Source organism: Bradyrhizobium manausense (assembly GCF_018129685.1).
GTDB classification, from domain to species: Bacteria; Pseudomonadota; Alphaproteobacteria; order Rhizobiales; family Xanthobacteraceae; genus Bradyrhizobium; species Bradyrhizobium manausense_D.
On sequence record NZ_JAFCLG010000024.1, the window covers coordinates 1 to 17,687 of the forward strand.

The window sequence follows — 17,687 nt, forward strand, 5'->3', positions numbered from 1 at the left end:
CGGCGTCAAGCGCCAAGGACCCAACGGCTTCCCGCCCACTCTCATCATGACAGACTTTCCAGACACAGGGACCCATACGCCGCAGCAGGGGTTTGGCGAAGACAGGCGATGACCTTCTCGCGCAACAACAACCGCTGCGGCGTATGGGTCCCGGCTTTCGCCGGGACGACATTGGAGTTCGTTGCGCGAACTCGCCTTAATCCACCATATCCGCCACCGCCTTGCCGCAAGCGGTCGTGTCGGCGTTGCCGCCGAGATCCTTCGTGCGCAGCGTGCGCTCGGCCAGCGTGCGCTCGATCGCCGCGACGATCGATTTGCCCGCTTCCTTCTCGCCGAGATGCTCGAGCATCATCGCACCCGACCAGATCATGCCGATCGGATTGGCGATGCCCTGCCCTGCGATGTCGGGCGCCGAGCCGTGCACCGGCTCGAACACGGAGGGGAAATCGCCCACGGGGTTGATGTTGCCTGATGGCGCGATGCCGATCGTGCCGGTGCAGGCCGGGCCGAGGTCGGAGAGGATGTCCCCGAACAGGTTCGAGCCGACGACGACATCGAACCAGTCCGGATGCAGCACGAAGTTCGCGGTCAGAATGTCGATGTGGTACTTGTCCCACTTCACGCCCGGAAACTTCTTGGCCATCGCCTCCACCCGCTCGTCCCAATAGGGCATGGTAATGGAGATGCCGTTGGACTTGGTCGCCGAGGTCAGATGCTTCTTCGGCCGCGACTGCGCGAGCTCGAAAGCGAACTTCAGGATGCGGTCGACGCCGGTGCGGGTCATCACCGTCTGCTGGGTGACGAACTCGCGGTCGGTATCCGGAAACATGCGGCCGCCGACGGACGAATATTCGCCTTCGGTGTTCTCGCGCACCACCCAGAAGTCGATATCGCCGGGCTTGCGGTTCGCCAGCGGCGACGGCACGCCTGGCATCAGACGTACGGGGCGGAGGTTCACATACTGGTCGAACTCGCGGCGGAATTTGATCAGCGAGCCCCACAGCGAGACGTGATCCGGAATTTTTGCCGGCCAGCCGACGGCGCCGAAATAGATCGCGTCGTGCTTGCCGATCTTCTCTTTCCAGTCATCCGGCATCATCTGGCCGTGCTTCTCGTAATAGTCCCAGGACGAGAAGTCGAAATGATCGAAATGCAGGGAAACGCCGTGCTTCTTCGCGGCGGCCTCCATCACGCGCAGGCCCTCGGGCATCACTTCCTTGCCGATGCCATCGCCGGGAATCACTGCGATCCGGTATTGTTTCTTGCTCATCGAGAACGTCCTTGGTTGGTCCGGCAGGCGCCGCCTTTCTGACCGCACTGCAATGGACCAATCTCGGCAGCAGTGCAACGCTGCACTGCAATGTTGACCGTGGCGCAGCCGACCGCCTACTGGTTTCATCCTCTCTCCCATTCCGCGAGTACCTCACATGGATCTGCATCTGCGTGGCAAGCGCGTCCTGATCACGGGCGCGTCCAAGGGCATTGGCGCAGCCGCCGCCGAGGCGTTTGCCGAGGAAGGCGCAAACCTCCTGTTGGCAGCCCGCAGCGGCGATCAGCTCAAGGCGCTGGCCGATCGCCTGCGCGCGGCGAACCAGATCGATGCCACGACAAGCGTCGTCGATCTGCGCAAGGCCGACGACATCGCGCGGCTCGCCGACGAGGCCGCCGATATCGACGTGCTCGTCAACAATGCCGGCGATATCCCCGGCGGCTCGATCGATAAGATCGACGAAGCAACCTGGCGGCACGCCTGGGAATTGAAAGTGTTCGGCTACATCAACCTGACGCGGCAGATCTACGCGCAGATGAAGGCCAAGGGCGGCGGCGTCATCGTCAACGACATTGGTGCGGCCGGCGAAAAGTTCGACGCAAATTACATCTGCGGCAGCGCCGGCAATGCCGCGCTGATGGCCTTTACCCGTGCGCTCGGGGGCAAAAGCCTTGCCGACAACATCCGCGTGGTCGGCATCAATCCCGGCCCCGTTGGCACCGACCGTCACGTCACGCTGCTCAAGACGCGGGCGAAGCACCAGTTCGGCGACGAGAGCCGTTACAAGGAATTCCAGAAGGGCCTGCCGCTCGGCCGCCCGGCGCATGCGCGCGAGATCGGCGACCTCATGGCGTTCCTGGCGTCGGATCGCGCGGGCTACACGTCCGGCGTGATCTATACAGTCGACGGCGGCATCAGCGCCGGTTGGAGTTAGCCGACGTCGCGCCTGTGTACGCCGTCGTTCCGGGGCGATGCGAAGCATCGAATCCGGAACGTCGAGATTCCGGGTTCGCCCTTCGGGCGATCCGGAATGACAACCAAAGTAGGAGTAAAATACTTGTCTCAAGACCTGATCCGCGAAACCGCCTGTGCCGTCGTCGACAAGCTGCGCTCCGGCGACGTTTCTCCACTCGAACTGCTTGACGTGGTGGAGAAGCGCGTCAAGGAGGTCGACGGCAAGGTCAATGCACTGCCGACGCTGTGCTTCGATCGCGCGCGGACCAACGCGAAGGCGCTGATGCAGAAGCCGGCCGGCGCGCGCGGGCTGCTCGCCGGCCTGCCGCTGCCCATCAAGGATCTGACCGATGTCGCGGGTGTGCTGAACACCCAGGGCTCACCGATCTTCAAGGACAATATCCCCAGCACATCCGACCTCATGGTCGAGAACCTCGAGGCCAATGGCGCCGTCGTCTACGCCAAATCCAACACGCCGGAATTCGGTGCCGGCGCCAACACCTTCAACGAAGTGTTCGGGGCGACGCTCAATCCCTGGGATACGTCGAAATCCGCCGCCGGCTCCTCCGGTGGCGCGGCGGTGGCGCTTGCCACCGGCATGGCCTGGCTCGCCCAGGGCTCGGACATGGGCGGCTCCTTGCGCAGCCCCGCGGCCTTCTGCGGCGTCGTCGGCATGCGGCCGAGCATCGGCCGCGTCGCGCATACGCCCAAATCGGGCATCGATCGCAATCTCGGCGTGGTCGGCCCGATGGCGCGCAATGTCGAGGATCTGGCGCTGCTGCTCGATGCCATGAGCGGTGACTATCCGGACGATCCGCTGTCGCTGCCGGCGCCTGCGACCTCGTTCCTGTCGGCTGCGCGCGCGGGCAGGAAGCCAAAGCGCATCGCCTATTCGCCCGATCTCGGCATCACGCCTGTCGATCCCGAGGTCAAGGCCATCACGCGCAAGGCCGCCGAACGTTTCGCGGAGGCCGGCGCCATCGTCGAGGAGGCGCATCCGGACTGGCGGGAGGCGCATGAAAGTTTCCACGTGCTACGCGCTTTCGATTTCGCGATCACCAAGGCCAATCTGCTGCGGACCAAGCGCGACCTGCTCAAGCCCGAGGTGATCTGGAACATCGAAGAGGGCCTCAAGCTCACGGTCGACCAGCTCGCGCGCGCCGAAGCACAACGCGTCGGCATGACCGCGCGCGGGATCGAATTCTTCAAGACCTACGACCTGCTGCTGACGCCGACCACGATCGTGCCGCCCTTCCCGATCGAGCACCGCTATGTCGCCGAATGCGCCGGCAAGACGTTCGGGAACTACGTCGAATGGCTCGGCATTGTCTACGCAATCACGCTGGCCTGCTGCCCGTCACTGTCGCTGCCCTGCGGTTTCACCGCCTCGGGCCTGCCGGTCGGCATCCAGGTCGTCGGTGCGCCGCGCGCGGATGCGCAGGTGATCGCGGGCGCGAAGGTGCTGGAGGATATTCTGGGCTTGCGCGGCAACACGCCGATCGATCCGCGGGTGAAAAAATAAGATTCCTTGTGCCCCGGACGCAGCGCCTCTTCGCGGTGCGCTGCAGAGCCGGGGCACGAGACAACAAGTTAGTCACGTTCAATGACGACACCCATGCGCATCGCCCTGATCCACGCCCTCAAGCACTCCATCGCTCCAATCGAAGCGGCTTTCGCGGCGACGTGGCCACAGGCTCGGCTGATGAACCTGCTCGACGACAGCCTCTCGGCGGATCTGGCACGCGACGGCGCGCTCAACGATGCCATGACCGATCGCTTCCTTGCGCTCGGCGACTATGCGGCGGCGACTGGCGCGAACGCGATCCTGTTCACTTGCTCGGCGTTCGGCCCCTGCATCGAGGCCGTCGCGCGGGCGCATGCGCCGATGCCGGTGCTCAAGCCGAACGAGGCCATGATCGAACAGGCCGCGACCATGGGCAAGCGCATCGGCCTGCTCTCGACCTTCCCGCCGACACTGGTCTCGATGCCGCCGGAATTTCCATCCCGGGTCCAGATCGTGCCGAAGCTTGCCGAGGGCGCTCTGGCAGCCCTCGACCGCGGCGACCGTGTCACGCATGACCGCCTGATTGTCGAAGCATCAAAGGACCTGCGCGATTGCGACGTCATTGCACTGGCCCAATTCAGCATCGCATCATCAGCACCGCTGGTTGCGGAGGCCACCGGCCGTCCCGTTGTGACGACACCGGACAGCGCGGTCGAAAAGCTGATGAGGCTGCTGAAAGCGATGGCCTAGCGTGATGTGTTTTGGTTGAATCGCTGCGAACCGAGAGCTCAGATCACCTCTCCCGCAGGGCGAGGTGATCCCGGACGCCGATCTAACCTGACTCCATCGCGCTTTAGGCGCCGGCCTTTTTCTGCCGCCGCGCGTCCTTGATCGCGACCGCGAGCGCGGCCTTGGTCTCGTTCACGAAATCCTCAACCAGCTCCTCACGCGTGGCGTGCGCGGCTTCGCCGGTGAACAGGCCCTGTTCGGCCAGCATCACCACGCCGTGCAGCGCAGCCCAGATCTTGAGGGCCTGACGCTCGCGCAAATAGCCGACCGCGGGCGCTTCCAGCGCTTCGATCACGAGCGCAAACGTCTCCCGCGTGGCCTCATGCAGCTCGCTGCCCTTCGCCGCGCAAGAGACGGTGCGGGATGCAAACATCAGGCGGTAAACACCGTTGCGCCGCAGGCCAAAATCCAGCGTTGCCTGAGCCAGAAGCGACAATCTCGATTGCTTCGACGGCCTCGCCATGGCCTCGCGCAGCATCGCGCTGAACTGCCGGAACGCTTCCGCCGTCGCCGCGGTCAGCAGCGCCTCGCGGTCGGCAAAATGGCGGTAGGGTGCCGGTTGCGAAACCCCGAGCTGCTTGGCCAGCGCCTTGATGCTGATCGCCTCCGCCCCGCCCTGCTCGGCCTCGCGCAGTGCGGCCTTGATCAGGGCGTCGCGGAGATCGCCATGGTGATAGGTGTTCTGGGGCTTACGAGCGAGATGTGACCGCATGTTGCAGCGAAGCCTATAAGTTTGCGCTTGACAGCGGAAGCCTGTCGCGAATGTAATAGCATATAACTTAAAATGAGCGGCAAATGCCGCGGACATCTTTGACAAGAGGAACGCGCCGCCCTTCGGGCAGGCGCATACGACCGAGGAAGCCGCAATGGCAGAACGACTCAAGGTTCGCGTCGATCCCGACAAATGCCAGGGCCATGCGCGCTGCAAGGCGCTGGCGCCGGAGCTGTTCGAGCTCGACGAATACGGCAACGCTCATGAGGTCGGAGACGGCACGGTTCCGGCCGGCCTCGAAGACAAGGCCTGGCTTGCCAAATCCAATTGCCCGGAAATCGCGATTGACGTGATCGAGGAATAACGCGGACCGAGCCCGCGCAGCGCTTTGCGTGCCTCCAGCGAACACGAGCCCAATTGATATTCAAGGGATCTTCTTGCCATGTCCGACGTCAGCCAGCCCGCCGCCCATCCGCCCGTGACCGACTGGGTCAACGACTTCGACCACACCGATCCGCAATGGACTGATGATCCGTTCCCGATCTGGGAGCAGCTGCGCGCCGCGAGCCCGGTCGTGCACACCGAGCGCTTCCTCGGCTGCTACATGCCGACGACCTATGAGGCGGTGCGCGAGATCGCCCATGACACCGAGCATTTTTCCTCACGCCGAATCATCGTCCGCGACGTGCGGCCCGAGGTCGCCAGGAACGCCGCCCCTCCGATCACTTCGGACCCGCCGGTGCACAAGCCGGCCAAGCAATTGTTGCTGCCGCCGTTCACGCCCGATGCGATGAAGAAGCTCGAGCCGCGGATGCGCGCGATCTGCAACGAGCTGATCGACGGGTTCATCGCCGACGGCAAGGTCGACGCGGCCGCGCGTTACAGCAAATACATCCCGGTCCGGGCAATCGCGCACATGCTCGGCATTCCCGAGGGCGACAGCGATCTCTTCATCAACTGGATCCACATGATCCTGGAGCTCGGCATCAAGGACGAGACCAAGTTGATGCAAGCCGTGCAGGAGATGAGCGACTATTTCAGGGGCCATATCGAGGAGCGCAGGTCGCAGCCGACTGACGACCTCATCTCCTATCTGATGAATGCCAGGGACAAGGAAGGCCAGCCGCTGGAGGAGTCGCACGTACTCGGCTCGTTGCGGCTGCTCCTGATCGCCGGGATCGACACCACCTGGAGCGCGATCGGCTCCTCGCTTTGGCATCTCGCCCGAACGCCCGCCGACCGCGAGCGGCTGATCGCAGAGCCTGAGCTGATGCCCATCGCCGTCGAAGAGCTGCTGCGGGCCTATTCGCCGGTGACGATGGCACGCGAGGTGGTCAAGGAGACCACTATCTCGGGCTGTCCGGTCAAGGCGGGCAACATGGTTTTGCTGTCCTTCCCGGCCGCGAACCGCGATCCAAAAATGTTTCCGGACGCCGACAAGGTCGTGATCGACCGTCGGGAGAATCGCCATGCCGCCTTCGGTCTCGGCATCCACCGCTGCGTCGGTTCCAACCTCGCGCGGATGGAGATGCAGGTTGCGCTGGAGGAATGGCTGAAGCGGATTCCGGACTTTCGGCTCGACCCAGCCGGGACCGTAACCTGGTCGCAGGGTACGGTCCGGGGACCCCGCCAGTTGCCATTTCTGCTGGGAAAGGCGATGTAGGCACCCAGACAATAAGTTCTGGGAGGCCGTACGTGACTGAGCAAGCAATCAAACCGGCCCCCGAACACTTCGACATCACCGACGCCGAACGGCGCATCAAGGCGATCTTCATCGGCTCGATCGGCAATCTCGTCGAATGGTATGACTTTTACGCCTATACGGCGTTCGCGCTCTATTTCGCCCCGGCCTTTTTCCCGGGCAACGACCCCGTGGTCCAGCAATTGAATGCCGCCGTGATATTCGCGGCAACGTTCCTGATGCGCCCGCTGGGCGGCTGGTTCTTCGGTTACCTCGCGGACCATTACGGCCGGCGCATCTCGCTGACGTTGTCGGTCGTGTTCATGTGCTTCGGCTCGCTGATCATCGCGCTGACGCCGACCTACGCCACGATCGGCCTCGCCGCGCCGGTGATCCTGGCGCTTGCCCGCGTCATCGAGGGCCTCAGCCTCGGCGGCGAATACGGCGCCAGCGCCACTTACCTGAGCGAGGTCGCCGATCCCAAACATCGCGGCTTCTATTCGAGCTTCCAATACGTGACCCTGATCGGCGGCCAGCTCACCGCGATCATCGTGCTGCTGCTCCTGCAAAAGGTCTTCCTCACACCCGACGAGCTGAAGGCCTGGGGCTGGCGGATTCCCTTCGCGATCGGCGCGGCGCTCGCGATCTTTGCCGCCGTGATGCGGCGCAATCTCCACGAGACCGAGGCGTTCGAGGAAGCCAAGAAGGTCGTGAAGCCATCAGGCTCGATCACCAATCTGCTGCGCTATCCGCGCGAACTGCTGCTGGTGGTCGGTCTCACCGCCGGCGGTACCGCGGCGTTCTACACCTTCACCACCTATATGCAAACCTTCGTCAAGCTCTCGGTCGGGCTGACCGAAGACCAGACAACGTTCGTGATCTTCGGCACCCTGATCTTCGCGACGATCCTGCAGCCGATCTATGGCGCGATCTCCGACAAGATCGGTCGCAAGCCGCTTCTGATCTTCTTCGGCGTCGCCGGTACGCTCGCGACCGTGCCGCTCCTGATGACGCTGAAGGAGACCAAGTCGCCGTTCATCGCCTTCATCCTGATCTGCTGCGCCTGGCTGTTCGTCGCCGGCTATACCTCGATCAACGCGGTGGTGAAGGCCGAGCTGTTCCCGACCAATGTCCGCGCCCTCGGCGTCGGCCTGCCCTATGCCATCACGGTCTCGATCTTCGGCGGCACCGCGCCGGCGGTCGCGCTCTACTTCAAGACCATTGGGCACGAGCAGTGGTTCTACTACTATCTCGCCAGCATCATCTTCCTGTCGCTGATCATCTATTCCACCATGCGCGACACCAAGCATGAATCGGCGATGCATCGCCACGAGTAGCTCATTCGCGAGTAGCCTATGACCGACGAGACGCCACCCGACAGCAAGCTGACTCGCACCAAGGAGAAGTGGGCGCGCGAGGGCCGCTTTCTCACCGGCAAGATCACGCGGCCCGAGGACCAGCGGTTGCCGCCCGGACAGCATCTCACCAAGGACTGGCCGGTGCTCGATATCGGCGTGTTGCCGCCGGTGTCGCGGGACCGCTGGCGGCTCGACGTCTACGGCGCGATCGAGAATCCCATCTTCTGGACCTACGCCGAGTTCGCCGCGCAGAGGCAGGACCAGTTCATCTCCGACATTCATTGCGTGACGACCTGGTCGCGCTACGACAATCACTGGGAAGGGCTCGCGACGCGCGAGCTGCTCGCGGCCTGCCATCCGCGCGACGACGCGCGCTTCGTCGTGTTGCATTCCTATGACGGCTACACCACCAACCTCGCGCTCGAGGACTTTGCAGCAGAGGACGCGCTGCTCGCCCATAGCTGGTCGGGTCAGCCTCTGAGCGAAGAGCATGGCGGCCCGGTGCGGCTCGTCGTGCCGCATCTGTACTTCTGGAAGAGCGCGAAATGGCTGCAGGCCATCGAATTCGTGACCGAGGATGCGCCCGGCTTCTGGGAAGTCCGCGGTTATCACAATCGCGGTGATCCCTGGGCCGAACAGCGCTATCAGGGCGATTAGGTCCAGCAGGAACGGGGGATGGCCCATGCCGACGGAACGCTTCCAATTCACCGGCGAAGGCGGTCATCAACTCGCGGCCGCGCTGGAGCTGCCCGACGGCGAGCCGGCGGCCTATGCGCTGTTCGCGCATTGCTTCACCTGCGGCAAGGACACGCTGGCAGCCAAGCGCATCTCGGTCGCACTCGCGGCCAAAGGCATTGCGGTGCTGCGTTTCGACTTCACCGGCCTCGGCTCAAGCGAAGGTGAGTTTGCCAACTCGACCTTCTCGTCGAACGTCGCCGACCTCATCCATGCTGCCGATCATCTCCGCACGACCCGAGAGGCTCCATCGGTCCTGATCGGCCACAGCCTGGGCGGCGCCGCGATCCTGGCGGCAGCCGGCAAGATTCCGGAGGCAAAAGCAGTCGTCACCATCGCAGCGCCATCCGATCCGGCTCATGTCACCGGCATGTTCAGGGACCACGTGGATGCGATCCGGGCACAGGGCGAGGTTGAAGTCTCGCTTGCGGGACGCCCCTTCCGAATCAAGCGCGAATTCCTCGACGACATCGTCGAGCATGAACTGATGAAGGATGTCGCCGGCCTGCACAAGGCGCTGCTGGTGATGCAGTCGCCAATCGACGACACCGTCGGCATCGACAACGCGACGAAGATCTTCGTCTCTGCCAAGCATCCCAAGAGTTTCGTCTCCCTCGACCACGCCGATCATCTGCTGACAAAGCCGGCAGATGCGCTCTACGCGGCCGACGTGATTGCCGCCTGGGCGAGCCGCTATGTCGACGTCGCAACGCCTGCGAAAAATGCTGCGGCTACGGAGGAACCCCGCAGGGTCGTGGTTCAGGAGACCCGCAAGAGCAAGTTCAACCAGATCATCACGGTCGGGCCGCACCATCTGGTGGCGGACGAGCCGAAAGCCGCCGGCGGCGAGGATGCCGGTCCCGGCCCCTATGATTTCCTGCTCGCGGGTCTCGGCGCATGTACCTCCATGACCATGCGCCTCTACGCCGACCGCAAATCGCTGCCGCTCGATCGCGTCACAGTCACGCTGAAGCATTCCAAAATCTACGCCAAGGACTGCGCGGAGTGCGAGACGCAAGACGGCATGCTCGACCAGATCGAGCGCGACATCGCAATGAACGGCGCGCTCGATGCCGAGCAGCGCAAGAAGCTGATGGAGATCGCCGACAAGTGCCCGGTGCACCGGACGCTGACGTCGGAGATCCGCATCGTGACCAAGGCTGTGGACTAAACGAACTAGAAGCACGACGCCATCGTCCGCACCGCCGCACTGATCTCATTCTCGCGCCAGGCCGCAAAGCCGAGCAGCAGGCCATGATCGCGCGGCCGGCCAAGCGCCAGGCTGGACAGGGCTCGCGTTTCGACACCGGCTTCGACCAGTCGCTTCACGGTCGCCCGATCGGCACGACCGCGCTTGAGCCGGGCAACGAGCTGGATGCCGCCCGAGGGGATTTCGACCGAGAGCATCTCGCCGAGATGGCGTTCCAGTGCCGCGACGAGGTAATCGCGGCGCGCGTGATAGAGACGGCGCACCCGGCGCAGATGCGCCAGGAAATGCCCGTCGATAATGAACTCGGCCAGCGCTTCCTGGACGTGGCTGGCGGCGATCAGCCCGATATGCCGCTGCGCGATCTCGAAGGCGCCGACCAGCGCTGGCGGCACGACGAGATAGCCGAGCCGGATATCCGAGGTCATCGCCTTCGCAAAGGTGCCGACATAGAATACGCGGCCATGGGCATCGAGGCCCTGCAAGGCGGGCACCGGCCGGCTGTCATAGTGGAATTCACCGTCGTAATCGTCCTCGACGATCCAGGTCTTGCCGGGCCGGCTCAGCCCGAGCAGCTCTGTGCGGCGGGGCAGCGACATCAACCGTCCGGTCGGGTGCTGGTGCGACGGCGTCATGAAGATCAGCTTGGGAGCTTTGAGGCCCGGCAGCCGTTGCATGCCCTGCGCGTCCAGCCTGATGCCGGTGAGCCGCGCGCCGGACGCGCGGAAAGCGGCTGCTGCGCCGGGGTAACCGGGGTCCTCGACCCAGACCTCGTCGCCGGGCGTGATCATGGCAGCCGCAATCAGGGTCAGCGCAGCCTGCGCACTCGGCAGGATCAGGATCTGGTCGGCCGTGGCGCGAACGCCTCTGCTGGTCGCCAGATAATGCGCCAGCGCCTCGCGCAGGCGCGGACGGTTGACCGGACCAGGCTCGCGCCTTGCGGCGCGTAGGGCACTGCGGCGGAGGCAGCGCGCCCAGATCTCGTTCGGAAACTCCCGTGCATCGCCATGCCCCGGACGCAACGGCTTGAGCGGCGCCTGATAGGACATCGGCCAATCGGTCTGCTTGAGCTCGGATGCCCAGGGCGAGAGCTGCGGCTTGGCAGAACGCACGCCGGACGCGGTAGCGACCGTTCCTTCGATGCGTTCACCGCCATCGACCGTCACCACGGGACGTCGGCCGTGCGACGCCTCGATATATCCTTCGGCGGCAAGCTGCTCGAACGCATACGTGACGGTGTTGCGAGAGACGCCGAGATCGCCGGCGAGCCGGCGGCTTGACGGCAGCGCGCCGCCCTTGGCGAGCCGGCCGGCCGCGATCAGACCTCGCAGCTGGCTCGTCAGTTGCGCCACCAGCCCTTCGTCGTCGGCCCGATTCAGGTCGATCATCGCGGAAATCACGCTTTCCGAATCTGGCACCTTATTCCTCTCATATCTGGCACTTTTTAAGGTGCCAGCCTGGATGCTATCCACGCGATCGGACTGCTTCAAGGACTTTGCAATGAACTCTTCCCTGTCTTCCCGCACGGCCATCGGCCTGTTCCTCATCGTCGTGCTGGCCTGGGGCGTGAACTGGTCGGTGACGAAACAGCTCGTGCAATCCCTTCCGCCACTGTGGTCGTCGGCGATTCGGAGCTGGATCGCGCTGGCGGGATTGTTCGTGATCCTCGGCCTCAGCAACAATCTGGTGATCCCGGAACGGCGTGACATTCCGGTGGTGCTCAGCGTGGCGCTGCTGCACATGACGATATTCTCGGTCCTGGTTGCGGCCGGCGTGCGCTTTCTGCCCGCGAGCAAGGCCATCGTGCTGGGCTACACCACGCCGCTCTGGGTCGCGATCGCCGCGCCCCTGCTCGATCAGGATACGCTGACCGCGCCAAAGCTCGCCGGTGCCCTGCTCGGCCTGATCGGCCTTGCCGTGATCCTGAATCCAACGTCGATCGACTGGACCAACTCAAATGTCCTCCTCGGCGCCGGCATGGTCATTCTGGCCGCGATCTCCTGGGCTGCGAATATCATCTATATCCGCGCACACCACTGGATCGCGTCCCCGCTCCAGCTCCTGATCTGGCAGGTGCTGGTTGCGACGATCATCCTGACCGGTTCGGCGCTGGTCACGGATGGCCTGCCGCACGCGGAATGGTCGTGGAAGCTCGTCCTGCTGTTGCTGTATTCCGGCCTGATCGGGACCGCGCTGGCCTATTGGGCGATGTCGATGGTCAACAAGAGCATCTCGGCCCTGACGACATCGCTCGGCACCACCGGAACGCCGCTCGTCGGCATTGCCAGCGCGGCAATCCTGCTGGGTGAGCCGATCGACAGGAGCCTCGTCATCGCGGCGGCCCTGATCGTCACCGGCATTGGGCTTGCGACGCTGGGAGACAGGTTGTTGCGCCGTCAGGCGACCGCGAGCGGTTGAACGCGCAAACTGCCGCGCAAGCCAACCGTCGCGCCGAGCAGGATGCCGGCGACGGCAATGAAAGAGCCAAGCGCGAGCGTCGAGACGCCCGTGAGCCCCTGCCCGATCGAGCAGCCGAACGCCATCACGCCGCCAACGCCCATCAGCGCCGCGCCGGTGCCCGAGCGCAGCATGTGGCGCGGCGAGGAATAGCCCTCGAGCTTGAAGCGGCCGGTGGCGAGCGCCGTGGCCAGGCTGCCGACGAAGACTCCGGCTACGGTGGCAATGCCGAAGTTCAGCGTCAGGCCGGTCGAAAGCATCGCGTATTGCAGGCCATCGGCGATCGGCGCGATGAAGGTCAGCGACGTTACCGGGACCGGATTGAAATCATCGGCGCCGAGATAGCCTGTGACATACCAGCCGCAGGCAACGAGGAGACCGACGATGGTGCCCGCCGCGATCTGCCCCGGCGAGCGGCGAAAAGCGGGATGGGCGAAGGCGAACAGGATCAACGCAACGACGATCGCGGCTGCAGCCAGCGCGCGCGAAACGGCTTCACCGAGACCGACCATCGCGAGCACCGACGGGAATGAATTCGCATTGAATGTGATCTGCGACGCCTGAACCAGCGCAATCCGCGCCGGCGCGATCAGGCCCTTGAGCGTCATCTGCGCAGCAATGGCGAGCACGGTCACGACGACAAAGGAGCGCAGATTGCCGCGGCCGAGCAGCACCAGCGCCCGCGAACCACAGCCGTTCGACAGCACCATGCCGTAACCGAACAGCAGTCCTCCGAGAAAGAGTACCGGCACCGAAAAGGTTGGTTGCAGATAGATCGACTTGCCGAGATCGGCCAAGCCTTGTCCGGCAAGAAACTGGCTCACCGCAATCGCTACCGCTATTGCCAGTGCGTAGCTCCTCACCAGCCGACCATCTCCCTCCGCCAGCCATCCGCGCATGCTGCTCATCAGGCAGAAGCCGCTGAGCAGGCCGACGCAGCCATAAACCAGGCCGATGACGAGGCCGGCCAGGATGACGAGTTGGGTGGATTCCATCGTTACGGCTTCAGGATCACGCGATCGCGCGAGGAGCCGGCAACGGCTACATAGGCCTCTCCGGCTCGCTCGAGTGGATAGACCGAATTCGCCTTGATCGGGAATGGCTTCAAACGGCCGCTCGCAAATCCCGGGCCGAGGTCGCGCAGCACGGCACCCGTTGCGGCCGAGGACAGACCGAGCGTGTCGATGCCGACATAGGTGTGCTGACCGCGATAGAATTCGAGGATGTTGAACTGCACGATGCGGTCGATCGCCGCGATCAGGATCTGGCGGCCGCGCAACGCGAGCGACTTGTGCGCGGCCTGGAAATAGGGATCACCGACCGTGTTGAAGACGATGTCGGCGCCCTTGCCGCCGGTCAATTCGCGCACGCGCGTGGCGACATCAACCGCGGAGGCATCGATCACCTCGATGGGTGCGTTGGTATGACCTTCATAGGCTTCCGCCTTGCGCACAACCCCGATCACGCGCGCGCCCTGCCATGTCGCGATCTGCACGGCGGCCTGGCCGACCTTGCCGTTGACGCCGAACACCAGCACAGTCTCACCGCTCCTCGGGATGCCGGCGCGGCGAAAGCCTTCCATCGCGGTGACGAAGGGCACGCCGATGCCGGCGGCTTCCTCCCATGACACCGCTTTCGGCTTCTCGACGACCGCATCAGCTTCGACCACGAGATGGCTTGCATGCGTGCCGTCGCGGCGGATGCCGAGATCGCCGGAGGAGCCAAACACGTCGCGCCCTATTGTGCCGGCAGGCCCGTCGATCACCACGCCCGCGTAGTCGCGGCCGGGGGTGCGCGGGAACACGGCATAGGGCATCAACCCTGTGGCGGCCTTGACGTCGGATGGATTGACCGCCGCCGCCTTCACCTCGATCAGGAGATCGTTCGGACCGCGCGTCAGCGCATGATGCGCGACCACGGGCGCAACCGCAGCGGCATTTTCGGCCTTGGCATTGAGGCGGACGCAGCGTGCTTCGACGGTTTTGGGTTCGGCTGGCGACATCGGAAAGACCCGCGATTTCTCGCGGGCCTTGTCGCCTTTGGGCGCTATCAAGTCAATCCGTCGAGTCAGTCCTTGGGCCGCTTGTCGTAGAGCCGCTTGGCCTTGCCGAGCGAGCGTTCCAGCGTAGCCGGCGCGACCACCTGGACCCTGGAGGTGATCCCGATGGTGTTCTTGATATGGGTCGAGATCCGGTCGGCATGGTCGACCAGGCCCCGGCCATCCCAGCTCTCGGGCCGCGCCTCGGCGATGATGGTGAGCTCGTCCATCCGGCCCTCGCGCGTCAGCTCCAAAATAAAGTGGCCGCCACACCAGTCGGTCGCGAGCAGCACCTCCTCGATCTGGGTCGGGAACAGGTTGACGCCGCGCAGGATGATCATGTCGTCCGAGCGGCCCGTCACCTTCTCCATCCGCCGCATGCCCGGCCGCGCCGTTCCCGGGAGCAGCCGGGTCAGGTCGCGGGTGCGATAGCGGATCACCGGAAAGGCTTCCTTGGTGAGCGAGGTGAAGACCAGCTCGCCCTTCTCGCCATCGGGGAGAACCGCCCCCGTCTCGGGGTCAATCACTTCGGGATAAAAATGGTCCTCCCAGATGTGCAGGCCGTCCTTGGTCTCGATGCACTCCTGCGCGACGCCGGGACCGATCACCTCGGACAGACCATAGATGTCGGTCGCGTCCATGTCGAAGGCGTCCTCGATCTCGCTGCGCATCGCGTTGGTCCAGGGCTCGGCGCCGAAGATTCCGACCTTGAGCGAGCACTGGCGCGGATCGAGCTTCTGGCGCTTGAACTCGTCGAGGATCGCGAGCATGTAGCTCGGCGTCACCGTGATGATATCGGGCCTGAAGTCGTTGATGAGCTGCACCTGCCGCTCGGTCATGCCGCCGGAGATCGGCACCACCGTGCAGCCGAGCTTCTCGGCGCCGTAATGCACGCCGAGGCCACCGGTGAAGAGACCATAACCATAGGCATTGTGGATGATCATGCCGGTGCGGCCGCCGGCGGCGCGAATCGAGCGCGCCATCACCTCGGACCAGGTGTCGATGTCTGCTTTCGTGTAGCCCACGACGATCGGCTTGCCCGTCGTGCCGGACGAGGCATGCACACGCACCAGCTTTTCGCGTGGCACGGCGAACATGTTGAACGGATAATTGTCGCGAAGGTCTGTCTTCACCGTGAACGGAAACTTCGCAAGATCGGCGAGTTCGCGAAAATCGGACGGATGCACGCCGGCCTTGTCGAAAGCCTTGCGATAATGGGCGACGTTGTCGTAGGCGTGCGTCAGCGACCAGGCCAGCCGCTGCTTCTGCAACGCCATGATCTCGTCGCGTGAGGCGCGCTCCTGCGCATCCAGCTCGGCCCTATAGACGTGGCCGCCTTCCTTCAGCTTCGTCGAAGCCATACTCGTTTCCCCACATTGATCCGTCTTTTTGTTTATTGATCTTGCGTCGGCAGCCACGTGCCCGGAATGACACGCGAATGCCCGCGGAATTCAGCAATAACGGTGTCACCGACGGTGACGCGCACATCATAGATGCCTGAGCGGCCACCGCGGGTCACCTCACGCGCTGTCGCAACGAGACGGTCGCCGAGCTTGCCAGGCTTGATGAAGGTGATCTGCCCCTGCGCCGCGACGACCCGGTCGTCGTGCGAATTGCAGGCAAACGCAAAGGCAGAATCCGCGAGCGTGAAGATGAAACCGCCATGGGCGATGCGCTGGCCGTTGACCATATCCGGCCGTACCGTCATCGCCAGCGTAGCAAAGCCGGGGCCGACCTCGACGATCTCCATGCCGAGGCCTTTGGAGGCATCGTCTTCCGCCCACATGGCATCGGCGCAGGCACGGGCCACATCTTCAGGCGACAGGGCGGCTTTGACGTTCACACGCTTCTCCCGGCGAAATGCCTGATCATGATGTTCTGCCTGATGGCCAAGACTGTCAAACGTGGTCGTAGTCGACCACGACACGCTCGGAACTCGGCTTGGCCTGGCAGGTGAGAACGAAACCGGCCTTCAGCTCCCAGGGCTCCAGCGAATAGTTGAGGTCCATCGGCGCCTCGCCCTCGACCAGCTTGGCGCGGCAGGTCGAACACATGCCGCCCTTGCAGGCGAAGGGCAGATCGATGCCGGCGCGCAGCGCGGCATCAAGGATGGCCTCATCCTCGGCGACCGGAACGTCGCGGCGCTTGCCATCGATGATCAGCGAGGCGATCGCCTTAGGCGGCGCATCGGGAGCGACGATCTTCTTCGGCCGCGGCCTGCCGCCGAATTCGGAGACGAAGCGTTCCACGTGGATGCGATCTTCCGCGATGCCGAGATCGCGACAGGTCGCCTCGACCTCCTCGCTCATGCCTGACGGACCGCAGATGAAGACGTGGTCGATGCTTTCGGCAGGCACGAGCGAGCGCAGCAGCACCTTCACCTTCTCGCCATCGAGACGGCCATGCAGGATCGGGATGTCCTGCTCCTCGCCGGAGATGACGTGGAAGATCGAGAGGCGATCGATGAAGCGATCCTTCAGCTCCTCGAGCGCCTCGAGGAACATGATGTTGTCGGTCGCGCGGTTGCCATAGAACAGGAAGAAACGGCTGTCCGGCTCGCGCGCAAGCACGCCTTTGACAATCGACAGGATCGGCGTGATGCCGGATCCCGCGGCAAAGCCGACATGGATACGTCCGGCTTCGGCGGGCGGAACAGCGCCAAAGCGCCCGGTCGGTGTCATCACGTCGAGTTCGTCGCCGCGCTTCAATTCGTCCGCCGCCCAGTTCGAGAACGCGCCGCCATCGACCTTCTTCACCGCGATGCGGATTTCGCCATCATCAGGGCCGGAGCAGATCGAATAGGAGCGACGCACTTCCTCGCCGTCGAGCGTGGTGCGCAGCGTGAGATACTGGCCGGGCGTGAAAGCATAGTCGCTGGCGAGTTCGCCCGGAATGGCGAAGGTCATGGAGACGGCGTCCGACGCCTCGCGGCGGAGATCGTTGACGGCCAGGCGATGGAAGCGCGGTGCGGCTGCTGACATG

Annotated in this window: 17 protein-coding genes; 9 read left to right on the plus strand and 8 right to left on the minus strand. The window is 64.1% G+C overall.

The window, feature by feature from the left end; genetic code table 11:
* Nucleotides 1-196: 196 nt before the first annotated feature.
* Nucleotides 197-1,270: a tartrate dehydrogenase gene (locus JQ621_RS31145; protein ID WP_212240700.1), complete on the minus strand. Its 1,074-nt coding sequence runs from the start codon at nt 1,268-1,270 to the stop codon at nt 197-199.
* A gap of 157 nt (nt 1,271-1,427) precedes the next feature.
* On the opposite strand from JQ621_RS31145, the gene JQ621_RS31150 reads away from it, so the two are divergent.
* The 3 genes from JQ621_RS31150 to JQ621_RS31160 all read left to right on the plus strand — a co-directional run bounded on the left by JQ621_RS31150 (nt 1,428) and on the right by JQ621_RS31160 (nt 4,478).
* Entirely contained in the window at nt 1,428-2,204 is a 777-nt protein-coding gene (locus JQ621_RS31150; RefSeq protein WP_212240702.1) for an SDR family oxidoreductase, read from the plus strand.
* Between the two features lie 123 nt (nt 2,205-2,327).
* Nucleotides 2,328-3,746 (plus strand): amidase, encoded by a 1,419-nt coding sequence (locus JQ621_RS31155; protein ID WP_249125684.1) that lies wholly within the window; start codon nt 2,328-2,330, stop codon nt 3,744-3,746.
* A gap of 81 nt (nt 3,747-3,827) precedes the next feature.
* Nucleotides 3,828-4,478: an aspartate/glutamate racemase family protein gene (locus JQ621_RS31160; RefSeq protein WP_212240706.1), complete on the plus strand. Its 651-nt coding sequence runs from the start codon at nt 3,828-3,830 to the stop codon at nt 4,476-4,478.
* Nucleotides 4,479-4,581: 103 nt separating this feature from the next.
* Here the strand turns inward: JQ621_RS31160 and JQ621_RS31165 are convergent, their stop codons facing one another.
* Entirely contained in the window at nt 4,582-5,229 is a 648-nt protein-coding gene (locus JQ621_RS31165; RefSeq protein WP_212240708.1) for a TetR/AcrR family transcriptional regulator, read from the minus strand.
* Nucleotides 5,230-5,383: 154 nt separating this feature from the next.
* Between JQ621_RS31165 and JQ621_RS31170 the strand changes: the two genes are divergently transcribed.
* The 5 genes from JQ621_RS31170 to JQ621_RS31190 all read left to right on the plus strand — a co-directional run bounded on the left by JQ621_RS31170 (nt 5,384) and on the right by JQ621_RS31190 (nt 10,174).
* A complete protein-coding gene (locus tag JQ621_RS31170) occupies nt 5,384-5,593 on the plus strand; it encodes a ferredoxin (protein ID WP_212240711.1) in 210 nt (69 codons plus the stop codon).
* 78 nt (nt 5,594-5,671) lie between these two features.
* Entirely contained in the window at nt 5,672-6,892 is a 1,221-nt protein-coding gene (locus tag JQ621_RS31175; RefSeq protein ID WP_212240713.1) for a cytochrome P450, read from the plus strand.
* 32 nt (nt 6,893-6,924) lie between these two features.
* Nucleotides 6,925-8,247, plus strand: coding sequence for an MFS transporter (locus JQ621_RS31180; protein ID WP_212240715.1), 1,323 nt, complete (start codon nt 6,925-6,927; stop codon nt 8,245-8,247).
* A gap of 18 nt (nt 8,248-8,265) precedes the next feature.
* Nucleotides 8,266-8,925, plus strand: coding sequence for a sulfite oxidase-like oxidoreductase (locus tag JQ621_RS31185; protein WP_212240717.1), 660 nt, complete (start codon nt 8,266-8,268; stop codon nt 8,923-8,925).
* A gap of 25 nt (nt 8,926-8,950) precedes the next feature.
* Nucleotides 8,951-10,174 carry a bifunctional alpha/beta hydrolase/OsmC family protein gene (locus JQ621_RS31190; RefSeq protein WP_212240719.1) on the plus strand — a complete coding sequence of 408 codons (1,224 nt, stop codon included), beginning with the start codon at nt 8,951-8,953 and terminating at the stop codon, nt 10,172-10,174.
* 5 nt (nt 10,175-10,179) lie between these two features.
* Here the strand turns inward: JQ621_RS31190 and pdxR are convergent, their stop codons facing one another.
* Nucleotides 10,180-11,598: a MocR-like pyridoxine biosynthesis transcription factor PdxR gene (pdxR, locus tag JQ621_RS31195; RefSeq protein ID WP_249125685.1), complete on the minus strand. Its 1,419-nt coding sequence runs from the start codon at nt 11,596-11,598 to the stop codon at nt 10,180-10,182.
* A 112-nt stretch (nt 11,599-11,710) separates the two neighbouring features.
* Between pdxR and JQ621_RS31200 the strand changes: the two genes are divergently transcribed.
* The gene (locus JQ621_RS31200) at nt 11,711-12,628 is read left to right on the plus strand and encodes a DMT family transporter (RefSeq protein WP_212240723.1); all 918 of its coding nucleotides are present in this window, start codon (nt 11,711-11,713) and stop codon (nt 12,626-12,628) included.
* On the opposite strand, the gene JQ621_RS31205 is transcribed toward JQ621_RS31200, so the two are convergent.
* The 5 genes from JQ621_RS31205 to paaE form a co-directional block, all read right to left on the minus strand.
* Nucleotides 12,607-13,662, minus strand: coding sequence for a YeeE/YedE family protein (locus tag JQ621_RS31205; protein ID WP_212240724.1), 1,056 nt, complete (start codon nt 13,660-13,662; stop codon nt 12,607-12,609). The two genes, JQ621_RS31200 and JQ621_RS31205, sit on opposite strands and share 22 nt — an antisense overlap.
* 2 nt (nt 13,663-13,664) lie before the next feature.
* Nucleotides 13,665-14,669 (minus strand): quinone oxidoreductase family protein, encoded by a 1,005-nt coding sequence (locus JQ621_RS31210; protein WP_212240798.1) that lies wholly within the window; start codon nt 14,667-14,669, stop codon nt 13,665-13,667.
* 65 nt (nt 14,670-14,734) lie between these two features.
* Nucleotides 14,735-16,066 (minus strand): phenylacetate--CoA ligase PaaK, encoded by a 1,332-nt coding sequence (gene paaK, locus JQ621_RS31215; RefSeq protein ID WP_212240725.1) that lies wholly within the window; start codon nt 16,064-16,066, stop codon nt 14,735-14,737.
* Nucleotides 16,067-16,098: 32 nt separating this feature from the next.
* Nucleotides 16,099-16,548 carry a hydroxyphenylacetyl-CoA thioesterase PaaI gene (paaI, locus tag JQ621_RS31220; RefSeq protein WP_212240726.1) on the minus strand — a complete coding sequence of 150 codons (450 nt, stop codon included), beginning with the start codon at nt 16,546-16,548 and terminating at the stop codon, nt 16,099-16,101.
* 55 nt (nt 16,549-16,603) lie between these two features.
* Nucleotides 16,604-17,686: a 1,2-phenylacetyl-CoA epoxidase subunit PaaE gene (gene paaE / locus JQ621_RS31225; RefSeq protein ID WP_212240727.1), complete on the minus strand. Its 1,083-nt coding sequence runs from the start codon at nt 17,684-17,686 to the stop codon at nt 16,604-16,606.
* Nucleotide 17,687 lies beyond the last annotated feature (1 nt).

Coding starts and splice junctions, on each gene's coding strand:
- JQ621_RS31165 (WP_212240708.1), bottom strand. CDS start 5,229: ATGCGGTCACATCTCGCTCGTAAGCCCCAGAACACCTATCACCATGGC.
- JQ621_RS31170 (WP_212240711.1), top strand. CDS start 5,384: ATGGCAGAACGACTCAAGGTTCGCGTCGATCCCGACAAATGCCAGGGC.
- paaK (WP_212240725.1), bottom strand. CDS start 16,066: ATGGCTTCGACGAAGCTGAAGGAAGGCGGCCACGTCTATAGGGCCGAG.
- JQ621_RS31200 (WP_212240723.1), top strand. CDS start 11,711: ATGAACTCTTCCCTGTCTTCCCGCACGGCCATCGGCCTGTTCCTCATC.
- JQ621_RS31150 (WP_212240702.1), top strand. CDS start 1,428: ATGGATCTGCATCTGCGTGGCAAGCGCGTCCTGATCACGGGCGCGTCC.
- JQ621_RS31210 (WP_212240798.1), bottom strand. CDS start 14,669: ATGTCGCCAGCCGAACCCAAAACCGTCGAAGCACGCTGCGTCCGCCTC.
- JQ621_RS31205 (WP_212240724.1), bottom strand. CDS start 13,662: ATGGAATCCACCCAACTCGTCATCCTGGCCGGCCTCGTCATCGGCCTG.
- paaE (WP_212240727.1), bottom strand. CDS start 17,686: ATGTCAGCAGCCGCACCGCGCTTCCATCGCCTGGCCGTCAACGATCTC.
- JQ621_RS31145 (WP_212240700.1), bottom strand. CDS start 1,270: ATGAGCAAGAAACAATACCGGATCGCAGTGATTCCCGGCGATGGCATC.
- pdxR (WP_249125685.1), bottom strand. CDS start 11,598: ATGATCGACCTGAATCGGGCCGACGACGAAGGGCTGGTGGCGCAACTG.
- JQ621_RS31175 (WP_212240713.1), top strand. CDS start 5,672: ATGTCCGACGTCAGCCAGCCCGCCGCCCATCCGCCCGTGACCGACTGG.
- JQ621_RS31190 (WP_212240719.1), top strand. CDS start 8,951: ATGCCGACGGAACGCTTCCAATTCACCGGCGAAGGCGGTCATCAACTC.
- JQ621_RS31160 (WP_212240706.1), top strand. CDS start 3,828: ATGACGACACCCATGCGCATCGCCCTGATCCACGCCCTCAAGCACTCC.
- JQ621_RS31185 (WP_212240717.1), top strand. CDS start 8,266: ATGACCGACGAGACGCCACCCGACAGCAAGCTGACTCGCACCAAGGAG.